Origin of the sequence: Marixanthomonas spongiae, from assembly GCF_003095375.1 — a bacterium.
In the GTDB taxonomy this organism is placed as follows: Bacteria; Bacteroidota; Bacteroidia; order Flavobacteriales; family Flavobacteriaceae; genus Marixanthomonas; species Marixanthomonas spongiae.
In genome coordinates this window covers 39,961-59,128 of record NZ_QEHR01000001.1, presented here as the reverse complement: position 1 = coordinate 59,128, position 19,168 = coordinate 39,961, and the positions used below count along the sequence as shown (strand labels likewise).

At 41.3% G+C, this 19,168-nt stretch carries 18 protein-coding genes; 3 read left to right on the top strand and 15 right to left on the bottom strand.

Annotated elements, in window-relative coordinates; translation table 11 throughout:
- Positions 1 to 62: 62 nt before the first annotated feature.
- The 6 genes from DDV96_RS00290 to DDV96_RS00265 all read right to left on the bottom strand — a co-directional run bounded on the left by DDV96_RS00290 (position 63) and on the right by DDV96_RS00265 (position 5,866).
- The gene (locus DDV96_RS00290; protein WP_116692746.1) at positions 63 to 1,613 is read right to left on the bottom strand and encodes a cryptochrome/photolyase family protein; all 1,551 of its coding nucleotides are present in this window, start codon (positions 1,611 to 1,613) and stop codon (positions 63 to 65) included.
- On the bottom strand, positions 1,595 to 2,890 hold the full coding sequence (locus tag DDV96_RS00285) for a DASH family cryptochrome (RefSeq protein ID WP_116693170.1): 1,296 nt from the start codon (positions 2,888 to 2,890) through the stop codon (positions 1,595 to 1,597). The genes DDV96_RS00290 and DDV96_RS00285 overlap by 19 nt, the downstream gene beginning before the upstream one ends.
- Complete coding sequence (locus tag DDV96_RS00280) at positions 2,880 to 3,023, bottom strand: DUF2256 domain-containing protein (RefSeq protein ID WP_116692745.1); 144 nt, start codon at positions 3,021 to 3,023, stop codon at positions 2,880 to 2,882. The genes DDV96_RS00285 and DDV96_RS00280 overlap by 11 nt, the downstream gene beginning before the upstream one ends.
- A gap of 162 nt (positions 3,024 to 3,185) precedes the next feature.
- Positions 3,186 to 3,854, bottom strand: coding sequence for a peptide-methionine (S)-S-oxide reductase MsrA (gene msrA / locus DDV96_RS00275; RefSeq protein ID WP_116692744.1), 669 nt, complete (start codon positions 3,852 to 3,854; stop codon positions 3,186 to 3,188).
- A gap of 110 nt (positions 3,855 to 3,964) precedes the next feature.
- Positions 3,965 to 4,747, bottom strand: a complete 783-nt coding sequence (locus DDV96_RS00270; protein WP_116692743.1) for a zinc ribbon domain-containing protein — start codon at positions 4,745 to 4,747, stop codon at positions 3,965 to 3,967.
- Between the two features lie 3 nt (positions 4,748 to 4,750).
- Positions 4,751 to 5,866 (bottom strand): Nif3-like dinuclear metal center hexameric protein, encoded by a 1,116-nt coding sequence (locus DDV96_RS00265; RefSeq protein ID WP_116692742.1) that lies wholly within the window; start codon positions 5,864 to 5,866, stop codon positions 4,751 to 4,753.
- A gap of 131 nt (positions 5,867 to 5,997) precedes the next feature.
- On the opposite strand from DDV96_RS00265, the gene lpxK reads away from it, so the two are divergent.
- Positions 5,998 to 7,011, top strand: coding sequence for a tetraacyldisaccharide 4'-kinase (gene lpxK / locus DDV96_RS00260; protein WP_116692741.1), 1,014 nt, complete (start codon positions 5,998 to 6,000; stop codon positions 7,009 to 7,011).
- Here lpxK and DDV96_RS00255 read toward each other — a convergent pair.
- From DDV96_RS00255 to DDV96_RS00230, 6 genes are all read right to left on the bottom strand, one after another.
- Positions 7,008 to 9,266, bottom strand: a complete 2,259-nt coding sequence (locus DDV96_RS00255; protein ID WP_116692740.1) for a tetratricopeptide repeat-containing hybrid sensor histidine kinase/response regulator — start codon at positions 9,264 to 9,266, stop codon at positions 7,008 to 7,010. The two genes, lpxK and DDV96_RS00255, sit on opposite strands and share 4 nt — an antisense overlap.
- Before the next feature lie 30 nt (positions 9,267 to 9,296).
- A complete protein-coding gene (gap, locus tag DDV96_RS00250) occupies positions 9,297 to 10,298 on the bottom strand; it encodes a type I glyceraldehyde-3-phosphate dehydrogenase (RefSeq protein WP_116692739.1) in 1,002 nt (333 codons plus the stop codon).
- A 10-nt stretch (positions 10,299 to 10,308) separates the two neighbouring features.
- Positions 10,309 to 11,181 carry a lipoyl synthase gene (gene lipA / locus DDV96_RS00245; RefSeq protein WP_116692738.1) on the bottom strand — a complete coding sequence of 291 codons (873 nt, stop codon included), beginning with the start codon at positions 11,179 to 11,181 and terminating at the stop codon, positions 10,309 to 10,311.
- A 127-nt stretch (positions 11,182 to 11,308) separates the two neighbouring features.
- A complete protein-coding gene (locus DDV96_RS00240) occupies positions 11,309 to 11,878 on the bottom strand; it encodes an RNA polymerase sigma factor (RefSeq protein WP_116692737.1) in 570 nt (189 codons plus the stop codon).
- Positions 11,869 to 13,008, bottom strand: coding sequence for a glycosyltransferase (locus DDV96_RS00235; protein WP_116692736.1), 1,140 nt, complete (start codon positions 13,006 to 13,008; stop codon positions 11,869 to 11,871). The genes DDV96_RS00240 and DDV96_RS00235 overlap by 10 nt, the downstream gene beginning before the upstream one ends.
- A gap of 57 nt (positions 13,009 to 13,065) precedes the next feature.
- Positions 13,066 to 13,269, bottom strand: coding sequence for a membrane or secreted protein (locus DDV96_RS00230; protein WP_116692735.1), 204 nt, complete (start codon positions 13,267 to 13,269; stop codon positions 13,066 to 13,068).
- A 93-nt stretch (positions 13,270 to 13,362) separates the two neighbouring features.
- Here DDV96_RS00230 and DDV96_RS00225 point away from each other — a divergent pair, with 93 nt between their 5' ends.
- Complete coding sequence (locus DDV96_RS00225; protein WP_116692734.1) at positions 13,363 to 13,974, top strand: fasciclin domain-containing protein; 612 nt, start codon at positions 13,363 to 13,365, stop codon at positions 13,972 to 13,974.
- Here DDV96_RS00225 and murB read toward each other — a convergent pair.
- Both murB and DDV96_RS00215 read right to left on the bottom strand, forming a co-directional pair.
- The gene (gene murB, locus DDV96_RS00220) at positions 13,971 to 15,005 is read right to left on the bottom strand and encodes a UDP-N-acetylmuramate dehydrogenase (protein ID WP_116692733.1); all 1,035 of its coding nucleotides are present in this window, start codon (positions 15,003 to 15,005) and stop codon (positions 13,971 to 13,973) included. The two genes, DDV96_RS00225 and murB, sit on opposite strands and share 4 nt — an antisense overlap.
- On the bottom strand, positions 15,005 to 16,198 hold the full coding sequence (locus tag DDV96_RS00215; protein ID WP_116692732.1) for a pyridoxal phosphate-dependent aminotransferase: 1,194 nt from the start codon (positions 16,196 to 16,198) through the stop codon (positions 15,005 to 15,007). Before DDV96_RS00215 ends, murB begins: the two co-directional genes overlap by 1 nt.
- Positions 16,199 to 16,292: 94 nt before the next feature.
- On the opposite strand from DDV96_RS00215, the gene DDV96_RS00210 reads away from it, so the two are divergent.
- A complete protein-coding gene (locus tag DDV96_RS00210) occupies positions 16,293 to 17,648 on the top strand; it encodes an aspartyl protease family protein (protein ID WP_116692731.1) in 1,356 nt (451 codons plus the stop codon).
- Here DDV96_RS00210 and DDV96_RS00205 read toward each other — a convergent pair.
- Positions 17,643 to 19,163, bottom strand: a complete 1,521-nt coding sequence (locus tag DDV96_RS00205; RefSeq protein ID WP_116692730.1) for an OmpP1/FadL family transporter — start codon at positions 19,161 to 19,163, stop codon at positions 17,643 to 17,645. The genes DDV96_RS00210 and DDV96_RS00205 overlap by 6 nt on opposite strands.
- Positions 19,164 to 19,168 lie beyond the last annotated feature (5 nt).

Here is a 19,168-nt window from a genome sequence, read left to right as displayed (position 1 = left end):
AATGTTAAATGCTTATGAATTACACATCATTTTAACCAAACCTATGTGTTGGGTTTGTTTTGTTAAAATTTATCTGGGTTTTTCATGATTTCTTGGGCCCTGTTTTTTAATGCGGAAAGCTCCTTGGCGGTTTTTTTGTTCAATAGGCTCATCATCATGTTCATACGTTGATTGTTTTTAAAATGTTTCCGTTTGTCGTCCAGAAAATTCCAATAGAGACTGTTAAAGGGACACGCATCGTCTTCGGTTTTTTTGCTCACCGAATACTGGCAATTTTTGCAATAGTTGCTCATTTTGTTAATATAATTTCCACTGGAAACGTATGGTTTTGTAGCGATAACGCCACCATCGGCAAATTGCGACATTCCCCGGGTGTTGGTAATCTCCACCCATTCTATCGCGTCTATATAAATGCCTAAATACCAGGTATCCACCTCGTCTGGGTGACACTGCAACAACAACGCGAAATTTCCCGTGATCATTAACCTCTGGATGTGGTGGGCGTAGGCGTGGTCCAAACTCTGGTTGATAGCGTGGTGCAGGCAGTTCATTTTTGTTTTTCCCGTCCAATAAAAATTGGGAAGTTTGTTTTGGTTATCCAATTTGTTGCTGCGACGGAACCCTGGCATTTCTTTCCAGTATATCCCGCGCATATATTCGCGCCAGCCTAAAATTTGCCGTACAAAACCTTCCAGTTGCGAAATATCGATGCTATTCTTGTGTTCCCGCCAGTGCGAGATTACTTTTTCGAGGACCTCTTGAGGCGAAAGCATTTTGCTGTTCAGGGCAAAAGAAAGCCGCGAGTGAAACAGGTATAGTTGCTCGGTATGCAGGGCATCTTGATAGTCACCAAAATGCTGCAACAGGTTTTTGCAGAAATAATTCAATACCGAAAGGCAATCTTCCCTGCTGGTAGGCCAATTAAAGTTTTTCTTATCAATATTGCCCATGGTTTTAATCCCTTTTTTATTTAAGAGTGAAACGATTTCTGAAACATCTTTTCGAAACCCTTTTTCATGTGGGATGGACGGTGAGCCCTTCCATTTTTTTCGGTTGCTTTTATCGAAATTCCATTTACCACCTTCCGGGTCTTTTTCGTTGCCCATTAATATATTGTGCTTCTTGCGCATGTGGCGGTAAAAGTACTCCATGGTGAGTTCTTTTTTACCTTCGTAAAAGGTCTCCAATTCGGTTCTTTCGGTGTAAAAATGCTCCGTATCATAAGCTTTGGTCTTAATTGAAACCGATTTGCAAAATTTTTTCAACTGTTCGTCCAACCGGTATTCGTCTGGTAGTTGGTGCTCAAATTTTTCAATATGGTGTTTTTCTATTAAGTAGTTCAGGTTTTCCGCCAAGTCCTGTTTATTTTCTGAAGAATCCAGTTTATAGTAAACAACGCTATGCCCACGCGCTTTTAACCACTTTGTAAAATTGCGCATACTTTCAAAAAACGCTACCACTTTTTGAATGTGGTGCGTCGCATAATTGGTTTCCTGCTCCATTTCGGCCATAAAATAAAGGTGGTTTTCATTGGTGCTTGAAAACCAAGAGTGCTGATGGTTCAGTTGGTCACCCAAAACCAAACGGAGGGTTTTTACGTGTTTTTCAGCCATAGTCTTGTGTATTTATTGTCTGGGTCATATCGATTGGATTGACTTTCAATATTAAATTTTCTATCCCTTGGGTCGTTGCCCACCCCCGCATTGTACATCCAGTTGCCCCAATTGCTGTGCACATCGTAATCAATGAGCAGGCTTTCAAAATAACTGGCACCCACACGCCAATCTTGTTGCATTTCCTTAGCAAAATAGCTGGCCACATTTTGGCGTCCGCGGTTGCTCATAAATCCGGTGGCGGCTAATTCTTTCATATTGGCATTTACAAAGTCGTATTTTGTGTTGCCTTCAATCCAATTTGAAATCGTTTCTTCATCTCGTTTCCAAGAATAGGTTTTATCCAAAATACCGCCAATCTTAAAAAGCTTGGCGCCGTGTTTTAGGGAAACGTATTTAAAATAATCACGCCAAATGAGTTCAAAAACAAGCCAATAGGTATCTTGGTTTTTCTCAATTTCGGCTTCGTATTTTTTAACCTCATGATAAACGCTTCGTGCCGAAATGTTGCCATTGGCGAGCCAAGCCGAGAGTTTAGAGCTGTAATCCTTGCCAATCAATCCATTGCGGGTGTGCTTGTATTTTGAAAGGTGTCTGCTCTCCCAAAAATAGTCCTGTACCCGTTGCCATGCCGCTGTTTCGCCTCCTGAAAATGGGAATGCGGTACGGGAATCCGTTTCTATGTTTTTTAAGCCTAATTCGTCAATAGATGGTAAGTTAGTGTTTGTGTTCTCCCAGTTTGATATAGGTTGGCTTTTTGGAACGGATACCGGTTTATGGATGGAAGCGTGTTTTTCACATTGTTTACGGAAGGTGGTAAACACCTCTGGGATTTCTTTGAAGCTTTCATAAGGAATAGCGTCTGGGTGAAATAAAAACTGATCAAAAACCTGATGTAAGTAACATTTTCCTTCAAGTGCGTCCGCTACCTTGTTTTGAACTGAAACTTCGTCCCGCGTCCATTCCTTCTGGACATATATATCGGTAATGGTGTAGCGCTTGCAAAGGCGGGGGATATTTTCTTCTGGTTTGCCAGAATAGATAAAAAGTGGAATGTTTAGTGTTTTTAAATTTTCCGAAAGGTCTTTTATGCTTTCCATTAAAAAACGGGTTCTGAAAACACCGGTTTTCTTGAAACCATATTCTGTTTGTTCAAAATGGCTGGGATCAAAACAATACACTGCAATAATCTTACCTGCTTCCTCACAGGCATTGTGCAGGACTGTGTTGTCTTTAACCCTTATATTATTGGTAAACCACACTAAGCTATGTTTCATTTTTTTTCTTTTTACAACGGTTACTGCAATAGACTACCTGTTCCCAATCGCGTTCCCATTTTTTGCGCCAAGTGAAAGGACGTTGACATACCGGACAGGTTTTTGTGGGGAGGTATTGTTTCTTGTTGCCCATTGTTCTAAGTCAAAATATATTGTGTTTAAATATGTTTTGTTAAAATTAAACAAAATTATGGTTTTTTGTAGTGGTTGTTTTCTTTTTAAAACTTTCGGTAGTTTTTGCCATAAAAAAAAGGAGCAGTTCAGCTCCTTTATGTTTTAAAACTCATATAGTCTATCAATGTGTTGCTTTGTCTTTCAACAGTTCAGGAAATTTATCCTTGAACCTGTTTAACCGCGGAATGGAAACATTTTGAATGTACGGATTGTCGGGGTTGTTTTTTTCATAGTTTTGATGGTAAGCTTCGGCTTTCCAAAATTTTTGGAACGGCATCACTTGGGCTGCAACTTCTCCTTCACCTACTTCTTTTTCCAGTTCGTTTATCTTGTTTTCTATAATTTTTTTCTGCTTGTCATTTTGATAAAACACGATAGAACGGTAGGAGCGACCCTTGTCCGGTCCCTGGCCATTAACCTGGGTTACATTTTGCGAACCAAAATATACATCAACGAGTGTAGCAAAACTAACTGTATCTGGATTATAAATAACTTCTACGGCTTCGGCATGGTCAGCGTGGTTTCTATAAGTTGGGTTTTTAGCCTCGCCACCGCTGTAACCCGAAATAGCTTCTTCAACTCCTTTTACGCTTTCATAAATAGCCTCGACGCACCAAAAACAACCGCTGGCAAAATACGCATGTTCCAAACCATCTTTGGAAGGTACTTCAATGGGTTCTTGATTTTTCTGGGCCATCGCTTCGGCTTCTTTATTTTTTTGGTTGGATTGGCAGGATACCTGAGCCGAAAACAAGAGGGCAGCGGTTACAATTAAGAAAATTTTATTCATAATACTTCTTTTTTGAATAAGTCGATTTTGATGACAAACCTTTCAGAAAAGGTAACAAAAAAAGCCCTCACGGACTGTGAAGGCTTTGTTATAAATTGTAAAAAAGTAGTTTATGAAACTTTGGTGAACAGCTTGTCCATTTTTTCTTTTTCTTCATCTGCAAGGGCGGGATCCACTAAAATACGACCACTGTGCTCGTCGGTGATGATTTTTTTTCTTGAAGCAATTTCCATTTGCACCTGTGGGGGAATTGTAAAGAACGAACCGCCAGAAGCACCGCGTTCTACCTGTACTACGGCCAAACCGTTTTTCACGCTGTTGCGAATGCGCTTGTAGGCTTTTACCAAACGTTCTTCGATTTTCTTTTCGTATTTCTCAGATTCTTTGATGAGGGCTTTTTCCTCTTTCTCTGTTTCAGCAAGGATATCGTCCAGCTCGCTTTGCTTGTGTTTTAAGTGCTCTTTGCGCTCTTCAAGTTGCTCCTTGGTTTGCTCGATAACTTCTTTCTTCTGCTCTATCTGTGCTTTGAACTCGTTAATGTGTTTGTCGGCCAACTGAATTTCGAGTTCCTGAAACTCGATTTCTTTGCTCAAAGAGTTGTACTCTCTGTTATTGCGCACATTGTCTTGTTGTGCGGTATATTTTTTTATGAGCGCCTTAGACTCTTCAATACCGTTTTTCTTCTCTTTGATGTTGTTTTCAATAACTTCAAGATCGGTGTTCAATTTTTCAAGACGGGTGTTCATTCCGGCTACTTCATCTTCCAGGTCTTCTACCTCTAAAGGCAATTCACCGCGAACGTTGCGGATTTCGTCAATTCTGGAATCAATCAATTGTAGATCGTACAGTGCTCGTAACTTTTCTTCTACAGTGGTTTCTGTTTTCTTTGCCATAAATTAAAAATAGCTAATAGGATTGGTGTTTATTTGTGATAAAACGATCCTGCCTCCCGGCAAGGCAGGTGCAAAATTACTAATTTTTTTTGTAAGGAAAGAAACTAAAAGGTCTTTTGTGTACTGTTCGCTTTCGTAATGGCCAATATCGCATAGCAGGATCTCGTTTTCGGCGGTAAAGAAGTCGTGGTACTTTAAATCGGCCGTCACGTAAGCATCGGCCCCTGCTGCTTTGGCGGCTTTTATGGCGAAACTTCCGCTGCCGCCCAAAACCGCCACTTTTTTTATTTTTTTATGCTGAAATTTTGAATGCCGAACGCAACCGGTCTGCATGGTTTTTTTAATAAAACTTAAGAAATCTTCTTCGGAAACTTCATCTGAAAGCTCCCCTATCATTCCCATCCCTAACTGCTGGTTTTTATTTTCCAAAGTCGTGATTTCGTACGCGACTTCTTCATAAGGATGTGCATTAAAAAGTGCTTTCAGTATGTCGTTTTGCTTGTGTTTGTGAAAGGTTATGCCCATTTGCACCTCTTCTTCAAAATGAGTTTCCCCTTTGTTTCCCACCGTTGGGTTGCTGGCTTCGTTACCGTTGAAACTGCCTTGCCCTGTAACATTAAAACTGCAATTGCTGTAATTGCCAATTTCGCCAGCTCCAGCGTTAAACAGTGCTTCCCGAACGTTTGCAGCATCCTTGACGGGGACAAAAGTGAGCAGTTTTTTAATGGAACCTTCATTGGGGATCAACACTTTCCTGTTGCTGAGGTTCAGTTTTTCACAGATCATGGCGTTAACACCGTTCCACGCATTATCCAGTGCGGTGTGTATGGCAAAAATATTGATATCATTCTTGATGGCCTTTTGCACGGTGCGCTCCACATAGCTGTTCCCGGTCAATTTCTTCAATCCTGAAAAAATTATGGGATGGAAACTCACAATGAGGTTGCAATTTTTTGCGATGGCTTCGTCAACTACTTCTTCCAAGGTATCTAAGGTTACGAGAATCCCAGACACCTCGGCGTTTCTATCGCCTACCAAAAGTCCGGTATTGTCAAAACCTTCGGAATAGGCGAGGGGGGCAAAATCGTCTAAAATCTGTATGATATCCTGTACTTTCATAAATTGCAATTTAATTTCCGTAAAGATAGTGGTTTCGGGCGTTTATTCATATTTGTATCAACTTGTTTGTGATTTTGCATTAATTTTGAAACCATAACCATCATATTCCCGGTAATTAGTACTTTCGCTATATGAAAACGCTGCGTACCCTTTTGTTTCCTTTTGCTGTTCTGTACGGTTGGGTAACTGGTTTCAGAAATTATCTGTACGATAAAAACATATTAAAAAGCAAAGCATATAACCTGCCCATTATTTGCGTGGGGAACCTTTCGGTTGGGGGAACGGGAAAATCGCCCATGATTGAATTTTTGATTGAAACTTTACAGGATGACTATAAAATAGCGGTGTTAAGTCGTGGTTATAAACGAAAAACGTCGGGTTATCTGGAGGTGTTGCCCTCGCATACTGCTGAAGAAACTGGAGACGAACCGCTTCAGTTTAAAAAGAAATTTCCAAAGGTTACCGTTGCCGTTTGTGCAGACCGAAGAACGGGAATTGAAAAACTGAAGCAAAAAGCAGAAGTGATCTTGCTGGACGATGCCTTTCAGCACCGAAAAGTAACGGTCGATACCAACATCTTGTTAACGCCTTTTCACGATTTGTACATTAACGACTATATGTTGCCTACAGGTAATTTGCGGGAGCCAAGAAGCGGTGCCGAGCGCGCTGATATTATTGTGATTACTAAGTGCCCCGATAAAGTACCGTATTCAAAATTGCAGGAAATTGAGTTTAAATTACCCTTGCAGGAGCATCAAAAGCTGTATTTTTCCTCTATTGGCTACGATGGGTTAATTTACGGAAAAACCGAAACCTTGCCTTTGGAGTACCTAACAGATAAGCATTTTACTTTGGTTACCGGAATTGCAAACCCTGCCCCGTTGGTTAAGTTTTTAAAAGACAAAGGATGTCGTTTTGAGCATGACAGCTATGCAGATCACCATCATTTTTCTGCTGAAGAAATTGAAAAATTAAAAGAAAAGGAACTCATTTTAACCACCGAAAAAGATTTTATGCGGTTACAGCATAAACTGGATAAATTTGCACTGTATTACTTGCCTATAACCACCAAAATAAAAAACGGACAAGAAGCTTTTTTAAAGGAAACAATTTTGCAACGGGTGACGGCACGGTTTAAGGCTTAGCTGTCAACGGGAGCTTTTCTGTTTTTGATGGTTCTATAAATTTTTTCGAAAAACTCTTCGGTTTTAAAAGGTTTCGGGATGATGTCGTTAAATCCGGCACGGTAAAAATCGTCCAGGTTTTCATCTACGGTAACCGCGGTTAATGCGATGATGGGAATTTGCTTATCAAAGTCCCTTATTTTTTGAGTGGCTTCAATACCGCTTATTCCTGGCATGTGAATGTCCATTAAAATAACGTCGAATGTATGTTCCTTAACCAATTTTATGGCATCCATACCATTATCGGCTACCTCGCAGTGCATATTGTTTTTTTCCAATATTTTTTTAGTAATCATTTGGTTGATCTTGTTGTCCTCAACCACCAAAATAGACTTGTTCTCTAGGGTTGCGTAATCTACATCGTGAGTGGGTGTTTTTTTGTTTTTGTCTTCCTGGGCTTCTTCAGGAACCGCCAATGTGATATTGAACCAGAACTTAGAGCCTTTGCCCAATTGGCTTTCCAGGTTGATTTTACTGTTCATCAGTTCAAGGAGGTTTTTCACGATGGAAAGACCAAGGCCGGTACCGCCAAATTTCCGGTTTATTTGAAGAGAGCCTTGAGAGAATGTTTCAAAAATGCTCTTTTGCTTTTTGCGCGAGATACCTACTCCATTGTCTTCAATTTCAAAATGAAGTTTCACTTTGTTTTTTTGCTGTTCCATACGTTGAACACGAACGGTAACATCGCCATTTTGAGTGAATTTTAAGGAGTTACCAATTAGGTTTATCAAAACTTGTGATAACTTTAAAGGGTCGCCCACCATTTTCTGGGGAATGTTTTCGTCAAACTCTAAATGAAGGGTGTTGTTTTTGTCGTCTGCAGATTTTTTAAGCGCTATCAGCACGTGGTCTATTCGCTTTTTGAGATTGAATGAAGTACGTTCCAGTTCTACTTTGTTTGCTTCCAGTTTATTGAGGTCCAGTATGTTGTTGATGAGGGAAAGTAAATACTCCCCAGAGAATTTCAAGGAATTTAAATGTTCCCGCTGGTGTTCCTTGGGGTTTTCTTCCAGCAACAAATGCGTAAGCCCCGTAACGGCATACAGTGGAGTCCGCAGTTCGTGGGTAATGGTAGATAAAAACTGCGCTTTGGCCAACGAAGCCCGTTCTGCTTTCTCCTTGGCCATTTGCAATTCGGTGTTTTTGTCTTTTAACAGGTTATTGGCTTTGGCCCTGAGGTTGTTGTTTTTGTAAAGCGATAAGGTTAACAGCGAAAGGATAACAATCAACGCAATGCTTAAACCCGTGGTCATTTGGGTGAACTTAATGGACTTTTGCTTTTTGTCCAGGTCGTCTTTTTGAGTGGCAATGATTTCATTGAGGTCGCCCACGTTCGATTCTACATCCACCCCTTTTGAAACGGCCTCCATATATGTTTTATAGAGCGCTTCTTTCTGTTTTTCGTAGATTGATAGGTTTTCTTCGGCTTTTTTAAAGTTGTTTTCCTTTAAGGCGATATAAGAAATGATTTTGTAACTCTCTGCTTTTAATTTTTTAAAGGCATTGGCATCTATTAGTACCAGTGCTTGATGGAGGGAATTTTGAGCTTTTCTTAAATTGGTGGCTTGAGAACCGCTGTCCAGGTTTATAAACGCTTCGGCCTTTTTTAAATGGGCTTCTGCTTCTTTGTAAGTAAAATCATTGATCCGTAGCAAAGGGATGGCAGCATCAAAATAATTTATGGCCGTTTTATAGTTGCCTTTTTTTAATTCTAATTGACCTAAGCCTGAAACAACTTGTCCTTGTTCGGCTTCATTGTTTAAGTTTATGAAAATTTTATAGGCGTCTTTTAAAAAAAGTTCAGCCTTTTCATAAGCTCCAGTGTTCAGCAGTATAAGGCCTTTTAAGGTATAGGCTTTGGCAATTTCGTTTTCTGTATCGGTGTCGAGGGTTTCCAAGAGCACGATCGATTTGTTGATTTCCTCTAAAGCTTTCTGAAAGTTTTGCAGGTGGTAGTGCAGTTCGGCGATATGGTACCGAATGTCCGATTTTAAAAGCTTGTCCTTAGAGGTCAACGCTAATTTGTTGGCCTCGTCAAGGTTTGTCATGGCTTCTTCAAAATCCTGTTTGTGTATGGCATCAATTGCTTCTTTGCGGTGTTTGTTTATTAATGCCACCGTATCTGTATCGCGTTCTTGAGCCATAACGCTTCCCAACACGAACAGTAGCGTAAAAAAAAGTGAAAGCCACTTATGTTTCAATAATGCTTTTTGCATTTGCACCTTGTACTTTGTCGCTAAATATAGTTATTTAATCGAAACCTTTGTGATTAAATCGATTATTCTCGATGAATAGCCGCGCTCATTATCATACCAACCTATGATTTTTACCATCTTTCCGCCAATTACCGAAGTCATCCCAGCATCAAAAATACAGGAATGCGAATTGCCCACTATGTCTATCGATACAATGGGGTCTTCGGTATATTGTAAAATATTTTTTAAACCGGTTTCTGAAGCCTTTTTAAACGCTCCGTTTATCGCTTCGATGGAAGTTTTGTTTTTCACATTTATGGTAATATCGCATAAAGAACCATTGGGAACGGGGACCCTAATGCCACAACCGCCGATCACTGAAGCCAGATCGGGGAAAATTTTAGTGAGTGCTTTCGCTGCTCCAGTTGTAGTAGGAACAATAGATTGTGCCGCCCCGCGGGCGCGGCGCAAGTCTTTGTGAGGTTGGTCATGCAAACTTTGATCGGTGGTGTAGGAGTGTACCGTGGTAATATACGCTTGCTCGATTTCACAGAGGTCATGAACAATTTTAAGCATTGGTGCCGCATTGTTGGTGGTGCACGATGCATTGGAAACAATAGTGTCATTTTGGTCCAAAATCTCATCGTTTATGCCCAATACCACGGTTTTAATATCGTCTTCAAGTGGCGGAACCGAAAGAATCACTTTTTTTACATTGTCTTTTATATGTTGCTCCAATTGTTCGCGAAGTTTGAACTTGCCAGTACTTTCCACCACCACATCAACGCCGTCCCAGTTAATGGCCTCGATGTTTTTTTCTGAAGAAAACCGGTACGGGTTGCCGTTGACCAATATACTGTTTTCGGTATAGGAAACATCTTCGTGCAGCACACCATGCACACTGTCGTATTTTAGTAAGTGCGAGAGGGTCCTGGCGTCGGCAAGGTCGTTGATGGCCACCACTTCTATAGTTGCGTTGTCTAGCAACAGTCTAAAAAGACTTCGGCCAATGCGGCCAAAGCCGTTAATGCCAATTTTAATGGGTTCTACCATATCGATTTGCTTAAGTTAAGTGCTTTTGGGCTTTGTACGAAGAGCGCACCAATGCCCCGCTTTCCACGTGACGGAACCCCATATCGAGGCCTATTTCTTCATATTTCTTAAACTGTTCGGGAGTAATAAATTCTTTTACCGGTAAATGCTTTTTCGAAGGTTGCAGGTATTGGCCAATGGTAACAATGTCCAGCCCAACGGAACGTAGATCTTTCAAGGTTTCCACCACTTCGTTTTCTTGTTCGCCCAAGCCCAGCATTATTCCGCTTTTGGTACGGTCGATGCCCTGTTGTTTTAAGTAGTTCAACACCTCTAAGCTGCGTTCGTATTTTGCTTGGATGCGTACTTCACGGGTCAATCGTTTTACGGTTTCCATATTGTGCGAGACTACCTCGGGCTTAACAGCAATAATGCGATCTATGTTCTGGGTTACGCCCTGAAAATCGGGGATGAGGGTCTCCAAGGTAGTATTGGGGTTCATGCGGCGAATGGCCTTTACCGTTTCGGCCCAAATAATGGAGCCCATATCCTTTAAATCATCACGATCTACCGAGGTGATCACGGCGTGTTTAATATCCATTAATTTAATGGAGCGGGCTACTTTTTCGGGTTCGGCCCAATCTATGGTATCTGGCCTGCCGGTTTTTACGCCGCAAAAGCCGCACGAACGGGTACAGGTGTTGCCCAAAATCATAAAAGTCGCGGTGCCTTCGGTCCAGCATTCGCCCATATTGGGGCAGCTTCCGGAGGTGCAAATGGTGTGTAGGTCGTATTTATCGACCAGTCCGCGCAATTCGGTATATTTTTTTCCGGTGGGTAGCTTTACCCGCAACCATTTTGGTTTTGGGGCGGGTTTGGTGCGTTGCAAAGTTTGTGTGCTCATACCGAGCAAAGATATAAATAATTAAAGCTGTTTTTCGATGTTGCAGCGTTAAAATAGACGCTGGGTTTATTTGCTTTGTTTGATTTTGATTACAAGGTTTTAAAATATAAGTTCTGTGATGTTGGGATTATCTATAATTGTCCATGATTAGTTCGGACAAAAGTTTTCGAGCCCGCAACAAACGCACTTTCACGTTGCCCAGCGGTTGGTTTAAGGTGGTGGCAATTTCGTTGTAGCTCATTTCCTGAAAGTAGCGCAAATTGATCACTTCTTGGTAATGTGGTTTTAACTTTTTTATATATTGAAGCAGTTCAGCGAGATTTTGCTCGGTAATCAACTTGTCTTCGGGCGTGGGGGAGTGGTCGGCTATTTTTTGAATGTGTTCGGCAGAAGTTTCAGTGGTGTTTTTGTAGAGCGAAGCATTTTTCTTTCGGCTTTTGTCTATCTGTATATTTTTTGAAATGGTGACCAACCAAGTGGCAAATTCGTATTGGGGATCAAAACTTTCAATGTTGTCAAACGCTTTTGCAAAAGTTTCAATGGAAATGTCCTCGGCCTCATATTCATTTCTTACCCGTTTCAGTTGAAACCCATAAACCGTGTTCCAAAAGGTATCCAATAAAAACTTAAAGGCACTCTGTTTGCCGTTTTTGGCTTGTTCTACTTGTTCTATAATATCTTCCTTGGTTACTTCCACCGGTTGTGTTTTGTTCTGCTATTCGAAATAAAGATACTCATTTGGTAGCATACCAAAAACAGTTCAAACAGTGGAATGTAAGGGGCAAGGTCGCTTTCTTTCAGCTTTTTGGCGGCTTTGCCTACAATTATGTACTGAAATATAAAACGGAACAAAATTAAGGCTAAGGTGATTTTCCAACTCACAACTATAAAAGAAATGATGCTCAACACCCAGAATAGCAGGTTTGAAGTATAAAACAATCCCAATAAAAATTTATGAATTGGTTTATAGTGTTTGGCCGTGGTGATGTGCCTTTTTTTCTGTCGCCACCAGCCTTTCCACGTTTTTTTTGGAATGGAATAGGTGAAAGCTTCTTCGGAAACGCATATCGCTGTATTTTCGGGTGTTGCGGCTTCGTTAACAAATAAATCGTCATCCCCAGAAGACAATTTAATATGTGACATAAAGCCTTTGTTGTCATAATATAGTTTCGCGGTATACGCCAAGTTGCGGCCCACGCCCATATAAGGCATCTTCGCCTTGGCATACGAAAAATACTGTAGGGCGGTCATTAAAGTTTCAAAACGGATGAACCGGTTCAACAGTCCAGGTTTTTTTTGATAGGCCCCGTACCCCAGAACAAGCTGTTTCTCTTCTGAAAAATGGGCCGTCATGGTTGTAAGCCAATCTTTTGAAGCAGGTTTGCAATCGGCATCGGTAAAGAGCAGATGTTGGTTTTTGGCCCGCTTCAATCCTAAAGTGAGCGCATATTTTTTATTGCCCCAAAAAGCCTCGTTGTTTTTTACTTTTACAATCTGTATTTTAGGATGTTGTTCCTTAAACCACTCCATAACCGCCAACGTATTATCAGATGAGGCATCGTCGATCAAGATGAGTTCAAAATCTGGGTGGTTTTGTTCCAGCCAGAAAGGGATGTGTATTTTAAGGTTTTCGACTTCGTTTTTGGCACAAACGATCAAAGAGACCGGTTGCAATTTTGCTTTAGTGCTACTATTGGATTCCTTGACTGCGCCCTGTATGGTTTTGGGTGCCGTTTCGGAAGTTTTTGAAAACGAAAATTTTGAAAAAAGGAGGTAGTAGCCGCAGTTTATGAGCACCACAGCGGCAAGTGCGTAAAGGAACACCATAGGCTTAGCGGTTTAATGGTATCTGAAACGCTTTTGGCAACTTGTGAAGTTTAAGGCTTATTTGTGGCTGGGTTCGGAGCAATTTTCAAACTCGTCCGGACTTTTTCCGCAGAAACCACAAGCTTCACCCTCTTTGTTTAAAAAGGGGTTTTGGCTGGCACAAGTACCGGCAAATTTACCGTCTTTCTTGCCCCATATTTTAATGGCAATTCCTGCAAAGGCCAATAATAACAATCCAACTGTGATAAGTAAAAGTTCCATAGCATATTATTATAGTGCAAAAATACAATCTTTCTTTTGGTTGTGGTTCGATTTTAGTTAATTTTAGCGTTAAATTCATCTAAAAAAAGATATATGAACCTTTTGAAACCCCTACTGTCCATTTGTATCATAGCTTCTATTTTCTATGCTTGTAAAAACGATACAAAAGAGCCTGTGACAGTAGAGAAAGACGTGGTAAAAACGGCTCCTGAAACGGTAAAAAAAGTAAAAAAAGAGCTTACCATTGCCGAAAAAGAGCAATTGAACAGTGTTATGTCGAAACTAATGGTGACCAATGAAACCAAAAAGTTCGCAAGTGCTCTGGTTAGCAGTGGCCTTACTGATATACTTTCAAAAAATGAAGGACCGTTTACGGTATTTGCAGCTTCCAACGCCGCTTTTGACAGTTTGGACACCGAGCAAAAAAGAACGGTTTTCAACCCTAAAAACATGGAAGCGTTAAAAAAACTGTTGAAAAACCATATTGTGGAAGGCGAAGTGGATTCTTCTGCTTTATTCCAAAAAAGCGGAGGCGGTACCAACACCTTAACAACAATGGCCGGAGCTACGCTAACTGTTTCCAAAAAAGGCAATGAGCTGTTAATTGGCAACGCCAATGGAGAAAAGGCCGTTTTGGGCAAGAGTGATATTGTGGGCTCTAACGGCGTGGTTCACGTGATCAATCGGGTGCTTTTGGTAGATTAAATGATGTTTACTTCAGGTTCTATATAAATATTGAATTGGTCTTTTACGGCCTGTTGAATTTTGAGGGCCAATTGCCAAATCTCTTCGCCAGTGGCCGTTCCGTGGTTTACCAGTACCAACGCTTGATTTTCGTGAACGCCAGCATCTTTGAAGCGTCTGCCTTTAAATCCAGCCTGTTCAATGAGCCATCCAGCCGGGATTTTATATTCGTTTTCTAAAATTTGATAATACGGTGCCTCAGGATGCTTGGACTTGAATTCCTGAAATTTTTGAGAATCAACTACCGGGTTTTTAAAAAAACTCCCGCTATTCCCCAATTTCTTGGGATCGGGCAGTTTAGATTGTCGTATCTCAATAACTGCTTCAGAAATATCCTTGATTGTTGGGGTTTCTATTCCCTTTTCGGTTAACTTTTGTTGAATGGCTCCATAGCCGGTGTTCAAATCGTGATCTTTTTTCGTTAATTGAAAGGTTACCGAAACAATAATATATTTGCCTTTAGCCTCGTTTTTGAAAATAGAATTTCGGTACCCAAAATCACAGTCTTCTTTAGTGAAGGTATGCTCTTTTCCCGTGGCTATTTCAATTGCATTGCAACTTACAAAAGTATCTTTCAGTTCAACGCCATAAGCCCCGATATTCTGGATGGGGGCCGTGCCCACATTGCCAGGGATTAACGAAAGGTTTTCCAGTCCGCCATAATCTTTTTCCAAGCAATACCGTACAAATTCATGCCAATTTTCGCCAGCCATGGCCTGTATGGTTACTTGGTTGTCGGTTTCAGAACAAATTTTTATTCCTTTCAGGTTCAGGTAAATTACCAAAGCATCAATATCTTTGGTGAGCAACATATTGCTGCCGCCGCCAAGTATAAAACGGTTTTCAAGTTTTTTTCTTGCTCCCCCGGTCAGCTGGCCTGAAAGGATTTGCTGTAATTCTTCCACCGAGGTCACCGCCACAAAATACCGGGCAGTACAGTCTATACCAAACGTATTGTAGTCTTTAAGCGATTTGTGCTCCTCAACCTGCATTAGTTATCTGGGTATTGCTCAAGTGCGGCTTTCAGTATGTCAACGGCTTTCAGTAAGCTTTCCCTTTTTAAAACGTATGCGATGCGCACCTGGTTTTTGCCTTCTCCTGGTGTAGAGTAAAACCCTGCAGCGGGGGCGACCATAACGGTTTCGCCATCCAGATCGAAATCTTCCAGTAGCCATTGGGCAAATACATCACTGTCTTTAATGGGCAGTTCTGCAATACAGTAAAAGGCACCTTTTGGGGTTCCAACTTTTACTCCTGGAATTTCTTGTAGTTTTTCAATTAAAAGATCCCGCCGTTTTTTGTACCGGTCAATAACTTCATCAAAATAGCTTTGTGGTGTTTGCAAAGCGGCCTCACTGGCAATTTGCGCAAAGGTAGGCGGGCTCAACCGGGCTTGTGCAAACTTCAATGCCGTGCTGAGCACTTGTTTGTTCTTGGTTACCAAGCATCCAATACGGGCACCGCACATGCTGTAGCGTTTTGAAACCGAGTCGATAATGATGCCGTTTTCGGCTAAGCTTTCTTCTTGTAAGATGGAATAGTGTTCTTCACCGTCGTAAACAAATTCGCGATATACCTCGTCGGCCACTAAAAACAAGTCGTGTTTTTTTACGATTTCGGCCAGTTTTTTAATTTCTTCTTTGGAATATAAATAACCTGTTGGATTCCCCGGGTTGCATATAAGGATGGCTTTTGTTTTAGGGGTTATCAATTTTTCAAATTCTGAAATGGGAGGCAGGGCAAAATTATTCTCTATTTTTGAAATAACAGGAACAATGGTAACGCCAGATGCAGTTGCAAACCCGTTGTAATTGGCGTAAAACGGTTCTGGGATGATGATTTCATCACCAGTATCGGCAATGCTCCCCATAGCAAAGAGCAATGCTTCGCTACCGCCTGTGGTAACAATGATTTCGTCATAATTTACGGGAATGTTCTGCCTGTTGTAATATTCAGCAATCTTTTTTCGGTATCCTTCAGACCCTTCAGAACGGGTGTAGGCCAAAATGTCCAAATGGTGCAAGGTAACAGCATCCATGGCGACCTGTGGTGTTTTAATATCGGGTTGGCCAATGTTTAAGTGATATACTTTTTTGTTGGCTTTGTAAGCTTTTTCAGCAAATGGCACCAATTTTCTTATGGGCGATTCAGGCATATTCTGCCCTTTGACGGATACTTTAGGCATAGCGTATGATTTTTAATCAACAAAGGTCTGAAAAAAATTATAAATACTACCCTGCCGCACATTCTTTCGGTATTTTTTTTTATCTTGAAAAGGTTTGAAAATAATTGATTACATCCAAGCGGCCGCATTTTTTTTAGGTATGGTTTTATGTGCCGGTGCACCAGCCTTTTCCCAAGGGTCTTTTCAGCTTCCCGAGGGCGACAGAGGGGATAGGATTTCTTTTGAGTTGGTCAATAATTTGGTGGTCATTCCCGTAGAAGTAAATGGCGCTACTCTTTCTTTTCTGTTAGATACTGGAGTTAAATCTACGATCATATTCAGTTTGGAAAAACAGGACTCCCTCTTATTAAATACAACTACGCCAATAAGTTTGCGGGGCTTAGGCGAGGGCGGTGTTCTTCAAGGTTTGAAGAGCGAAAACAACACCTTGGTCATTGGTGATGCCGTGAGTAAAAACCATACTATTTATGTTGTTTTCGACAGTTCGCTCAACCTTTCGTCCAGGATGGGTGTCCCCATAAACGGAATTATAGGACTCGATTTTTTTAAAAGCTTTATCGTTAAAACAAATTACAGGTCCAAACGCTTGAAATTTTATAAGCCAGAAACCTATAGTTACAAAGAATGCCGACGCTGCGAGCTTTTCGATTTGTATTTTCACAGAGGGAAACCTTATGTTGACCTCGTTGTGAAATCACAAAAAAACGGAAAAGAGAGGGAGGTTACCTTATTGTTGGACAGTGGTTCCAGCGATGCTTTATGGCTGTTCGATACGGCAGGCTTTCTTGTGGAACAACCCAAAAATTATTTTGAAGATTTTCTTGGATTGGGGCTAAGTGGCCATATTTACGGAAGACGGTCAAGGCTGGGTAAAGTGGTGGCAGGCGATTTTGAACTGGAATCCGTCAACGTGGCTTTTCCCAACAAAGAAGCTATCGACAGCTTGGGCCTTTATATTGAACGGGACGGGAGCTTAGGAGGTGATTTCTTAAAACGGTTTACCGTGACAATGGATTACCAAAATAAAAAGTTGATGCTAAGGCGCAACAGGAATTTTGACAATCCGTTTTTTTACAATATGAGCGGATTGACCTTAGAACATCAAGGGGTCGAGTTGCTTGCTAAAAAAAGCAGGGCTCGTGCCATTAAGGGGTTTCCTAACGAATTTGAAAACAACACAAATGTTGTTTATGATTATTACACCACCACCGAGATTGTTTTGGTGCCCCGCTATGTGGTTGCCGAAATACGTAAAAATTCAGTGGCCGAGCGTTCTGGCATCGTAAAGGGGGACGAGATACTACGAATAAACGGAAAACCCGCACACACCTATAAACTGTATGAATTAAACCGCTTGTTTTCTTCCGAAGAAGGAAAAAGAATCACTCTGGAAGTAAGACGGAACGATAGAGTTTTTAAAGTACGTTTCAGGCTCGAAAAAGTATTATAGCTTAAGCCCAAGCGTGAACACATAGGCGTTGTTTACCGTGTTTACCAGAGCCGTATCGGTAAGTCCAATGTTGTAGAGTTGCTGTCTTCTTTCCTGTTCAGTTCTTACGTAAGAGATATCTAAATAGCAATTGCCAAAGGTATAGCCCAGCCCTAATGAAAACCCATTTAGATCGTCCATTAATTCTTTGTTTTTGTAAGGGCTTTCCTCAAAACGATAACCTGCCCTAAAACTTACTTCGTCCAAGCGGTATTCGCCACCCACCCTAAAGGTAGAAGCGCCTTGGAGCGTATTGTTTATAAAAGAATTTTCTGCAGAAAAAACCGGGTCTGAAGTCGGTTTAAAGCTGATTTCAGAATAGTCTTTATAGGCGTAATCAAAACTTATCAAGCCGCTTTTACCAAAAATGTAGGCGGCACTGGCAGTTAATTTGCCAGGGGTTTTTAATTCGTAATCTTCATAGATGTTCAATACCCTGGGGTCGACTACTGTGGTAGTGTTTTGCCCGTCGGCGGTATGCCGTGTTTCCAAATACTGCGTTGTTTCTTCTGAAATGGTAAACCAAGTGGGCGTGTCGTACGTTAAGCCCAGCCTTAGGTTGTTCGCTACTTTGGCAATAGCGCCAAATTGGGCTGAAAAACCAGTGCCCAATACATCGAGGCTGTTTTCAAAACCAATGCCGTTTACTGTACTTCCCTCATTATTGTTGGCTTCGGCTAAAAAAGTGCTTTGGCGGTAGTCAATAATGTGCGAATTTAAGTTTATCCCGAAGTAAAAATCATTGGTGAATTGTGTCGCCAAGTTCAAAGAGTATTTGCCGCTGTATCCATCGCTTACCAAGCTATATTCCTGGTTAAAATTACCGGGAGCCACGTTTGTTGTGTATTGGGTATTGCCCGAATTTTCGGGCTCCACAGGATCGAAAATAAATCCCTGATACCCTAAAAAGGCGTTTTGTGCGGCAGTGCCCTGATTTTCTCCCAAAAAACTGTATAAGTCTGAAATGCTCTCAGAACCTTGCAGTTGCAACAGGTTCAAAGGAATGCCCTGCGCCTGCTCTAAAAAAAAGTTAGCGATGGAAGTATTTCCTCTCCCCGTTATAAACAGGTCGTTGTCAAAATTTTGGGTGTTGTTGTAGTTTACGCCCAAAGTAAATTTCTTCCAATTTGAATTTTCATCGCGGTTGTCAAAAACAAATATCCCTCCCACTTGGTTGAGGTTTACATCGGTTTTCAGGCTCTTTGCCAACGTGCCAAAATATAGCGATTCGTTATCTTGGTCTTTAACACTGGCAGAAATGCTGGCTTCGTTGCGTAAAAAGACGGCACCTCCAGCAGGGTTGATGGCGAGGGCAGACAAATCGCCACCTAATGCGCCAAATGCTCCGCTCATAGCGTTAAACCGTGCGGTACCCGTGGTGTTTTCTTGACTGTAACGCAAGCCGTCAACAATACTCTGGGCTTGCACCGTGGCCATAGAAATGACCGTTATGAGGAAGAAAATACTTCTTTTCATATCAA

Excerpts from the sequence above, each read along its gene's own strand:
- DDV96_RS00290 (WP_116692746.1), bottom strand. The coding sequence starts at position 1,613 with ATGGCTGAAAAACACGTAAAAACCCTCCGTTTGGTTTTGGGTGACCAA.
- DDV96_RS00285 (WP_116693170.1), bottom strand. The coding sequence starts at position 2,890 with ATGAAACATAGCTTAGTGTGGTTTACCAATAATATAAGGGTTAAAGAC.
- DDV96_RS00280 (WP_116692745.1), bottom strand. The coding sequence starts at position 3,023 with ATGGGCAACAAGAAACAATACCTCCCCACAAAAACCTGTCCGGTATGT.
- msrA (WP_116692744.1), bottom strand. The coding sequence starts at position 3,854 with ATGAATAAAATTTTCTTAATTGTAACCGCTGCCCTCTTGTTTTCGGCT.
- DDV96_RS00270 (WP_116692743.1), bottom strand. The coding sequence starts at position 4,747 with ATGGCAAAGAAAACAGAAACCACTGTAGAAGAAAAGTTACGAGCACTG.
- DDV96_RS00265 (WP_116692742.1), bottom strand. The coding sequence starts at position 5,866 with ATGAAAGTACAGGATATCATACAGATTTTAGACGATTTTGCCCCCCTC.
- lpxK (WP_116692741.1), top strand. The coding sequence starts at position 5,998 with ATGAAAACGCTGCGTACCCTTTTGTTTCCTTTTGCTGTTCTGTACGGT.
- DDV96_RS00255 (WP_116692740.1), bottom strand. The coding sequence starts at position 9,266 with ATGCAAAAAGCATTATTGAAACATAAGTGGCTTTCACTTTTTTTTACG.
- gap (WP_116692739.1), bottom strand. The coding sequence starts at position 10,298 with ATGGTAGAACCCATTAAAATTGGCATTAACGGCTTTGGCCGCATTGGC.
- lipA (WP_116692738.1), bottom strand. The coding sequence starts at position 11,181 with ATGAGCACACAAACTTTGCAACGCACCAAACCCGCCCCAAAACCAAAA.
- DDV96_RS00235 (WP_116692736.1), bottom strand. The coding sequence starts at position 13,008 with ATGGTGTTCCTTTACGCACTTGCCGCTGTGGTGCTCATAAACTGCGGC.
- DDV96_RS00230 (WP_116692735.1), bottom strand. The coding sequence starts at position 13,269 with ATGGAACTTTTACTTATCACAGTTGGATTGTTATTATTGGCCTTTGCA.
- DDV96_RS00225 (WP_116692734.1), top strand. The coding sequence starts at position 13,363 with ATGAACCTTTTGAAACCCCTACTGTCCATTTGTATCATAGCTTCTATT.
- murB (WP_116692733.1), bottom strand. The coding sequence starts at position 15,005 with ATGCAGGTTGAGGAGCACAAATCGCTTAAAGACTACAATACGTTTGGT.
- DDV96_RS00215 (WP_116692732.1), bottom strand. The coding sequence starts at position 16,198 with ATGCCTAAAGTATCCGTCAAAGGGCAGAATATGCCTGAATCGCCCATA.
- DDV96_RS00205 (WP_116692730.1), bottom strand. The coding sequence starts at position 19,163 with ATGAAAAGAAGTATTTTCTTCCTCATAACGGTCATTTCTATGGCCACG.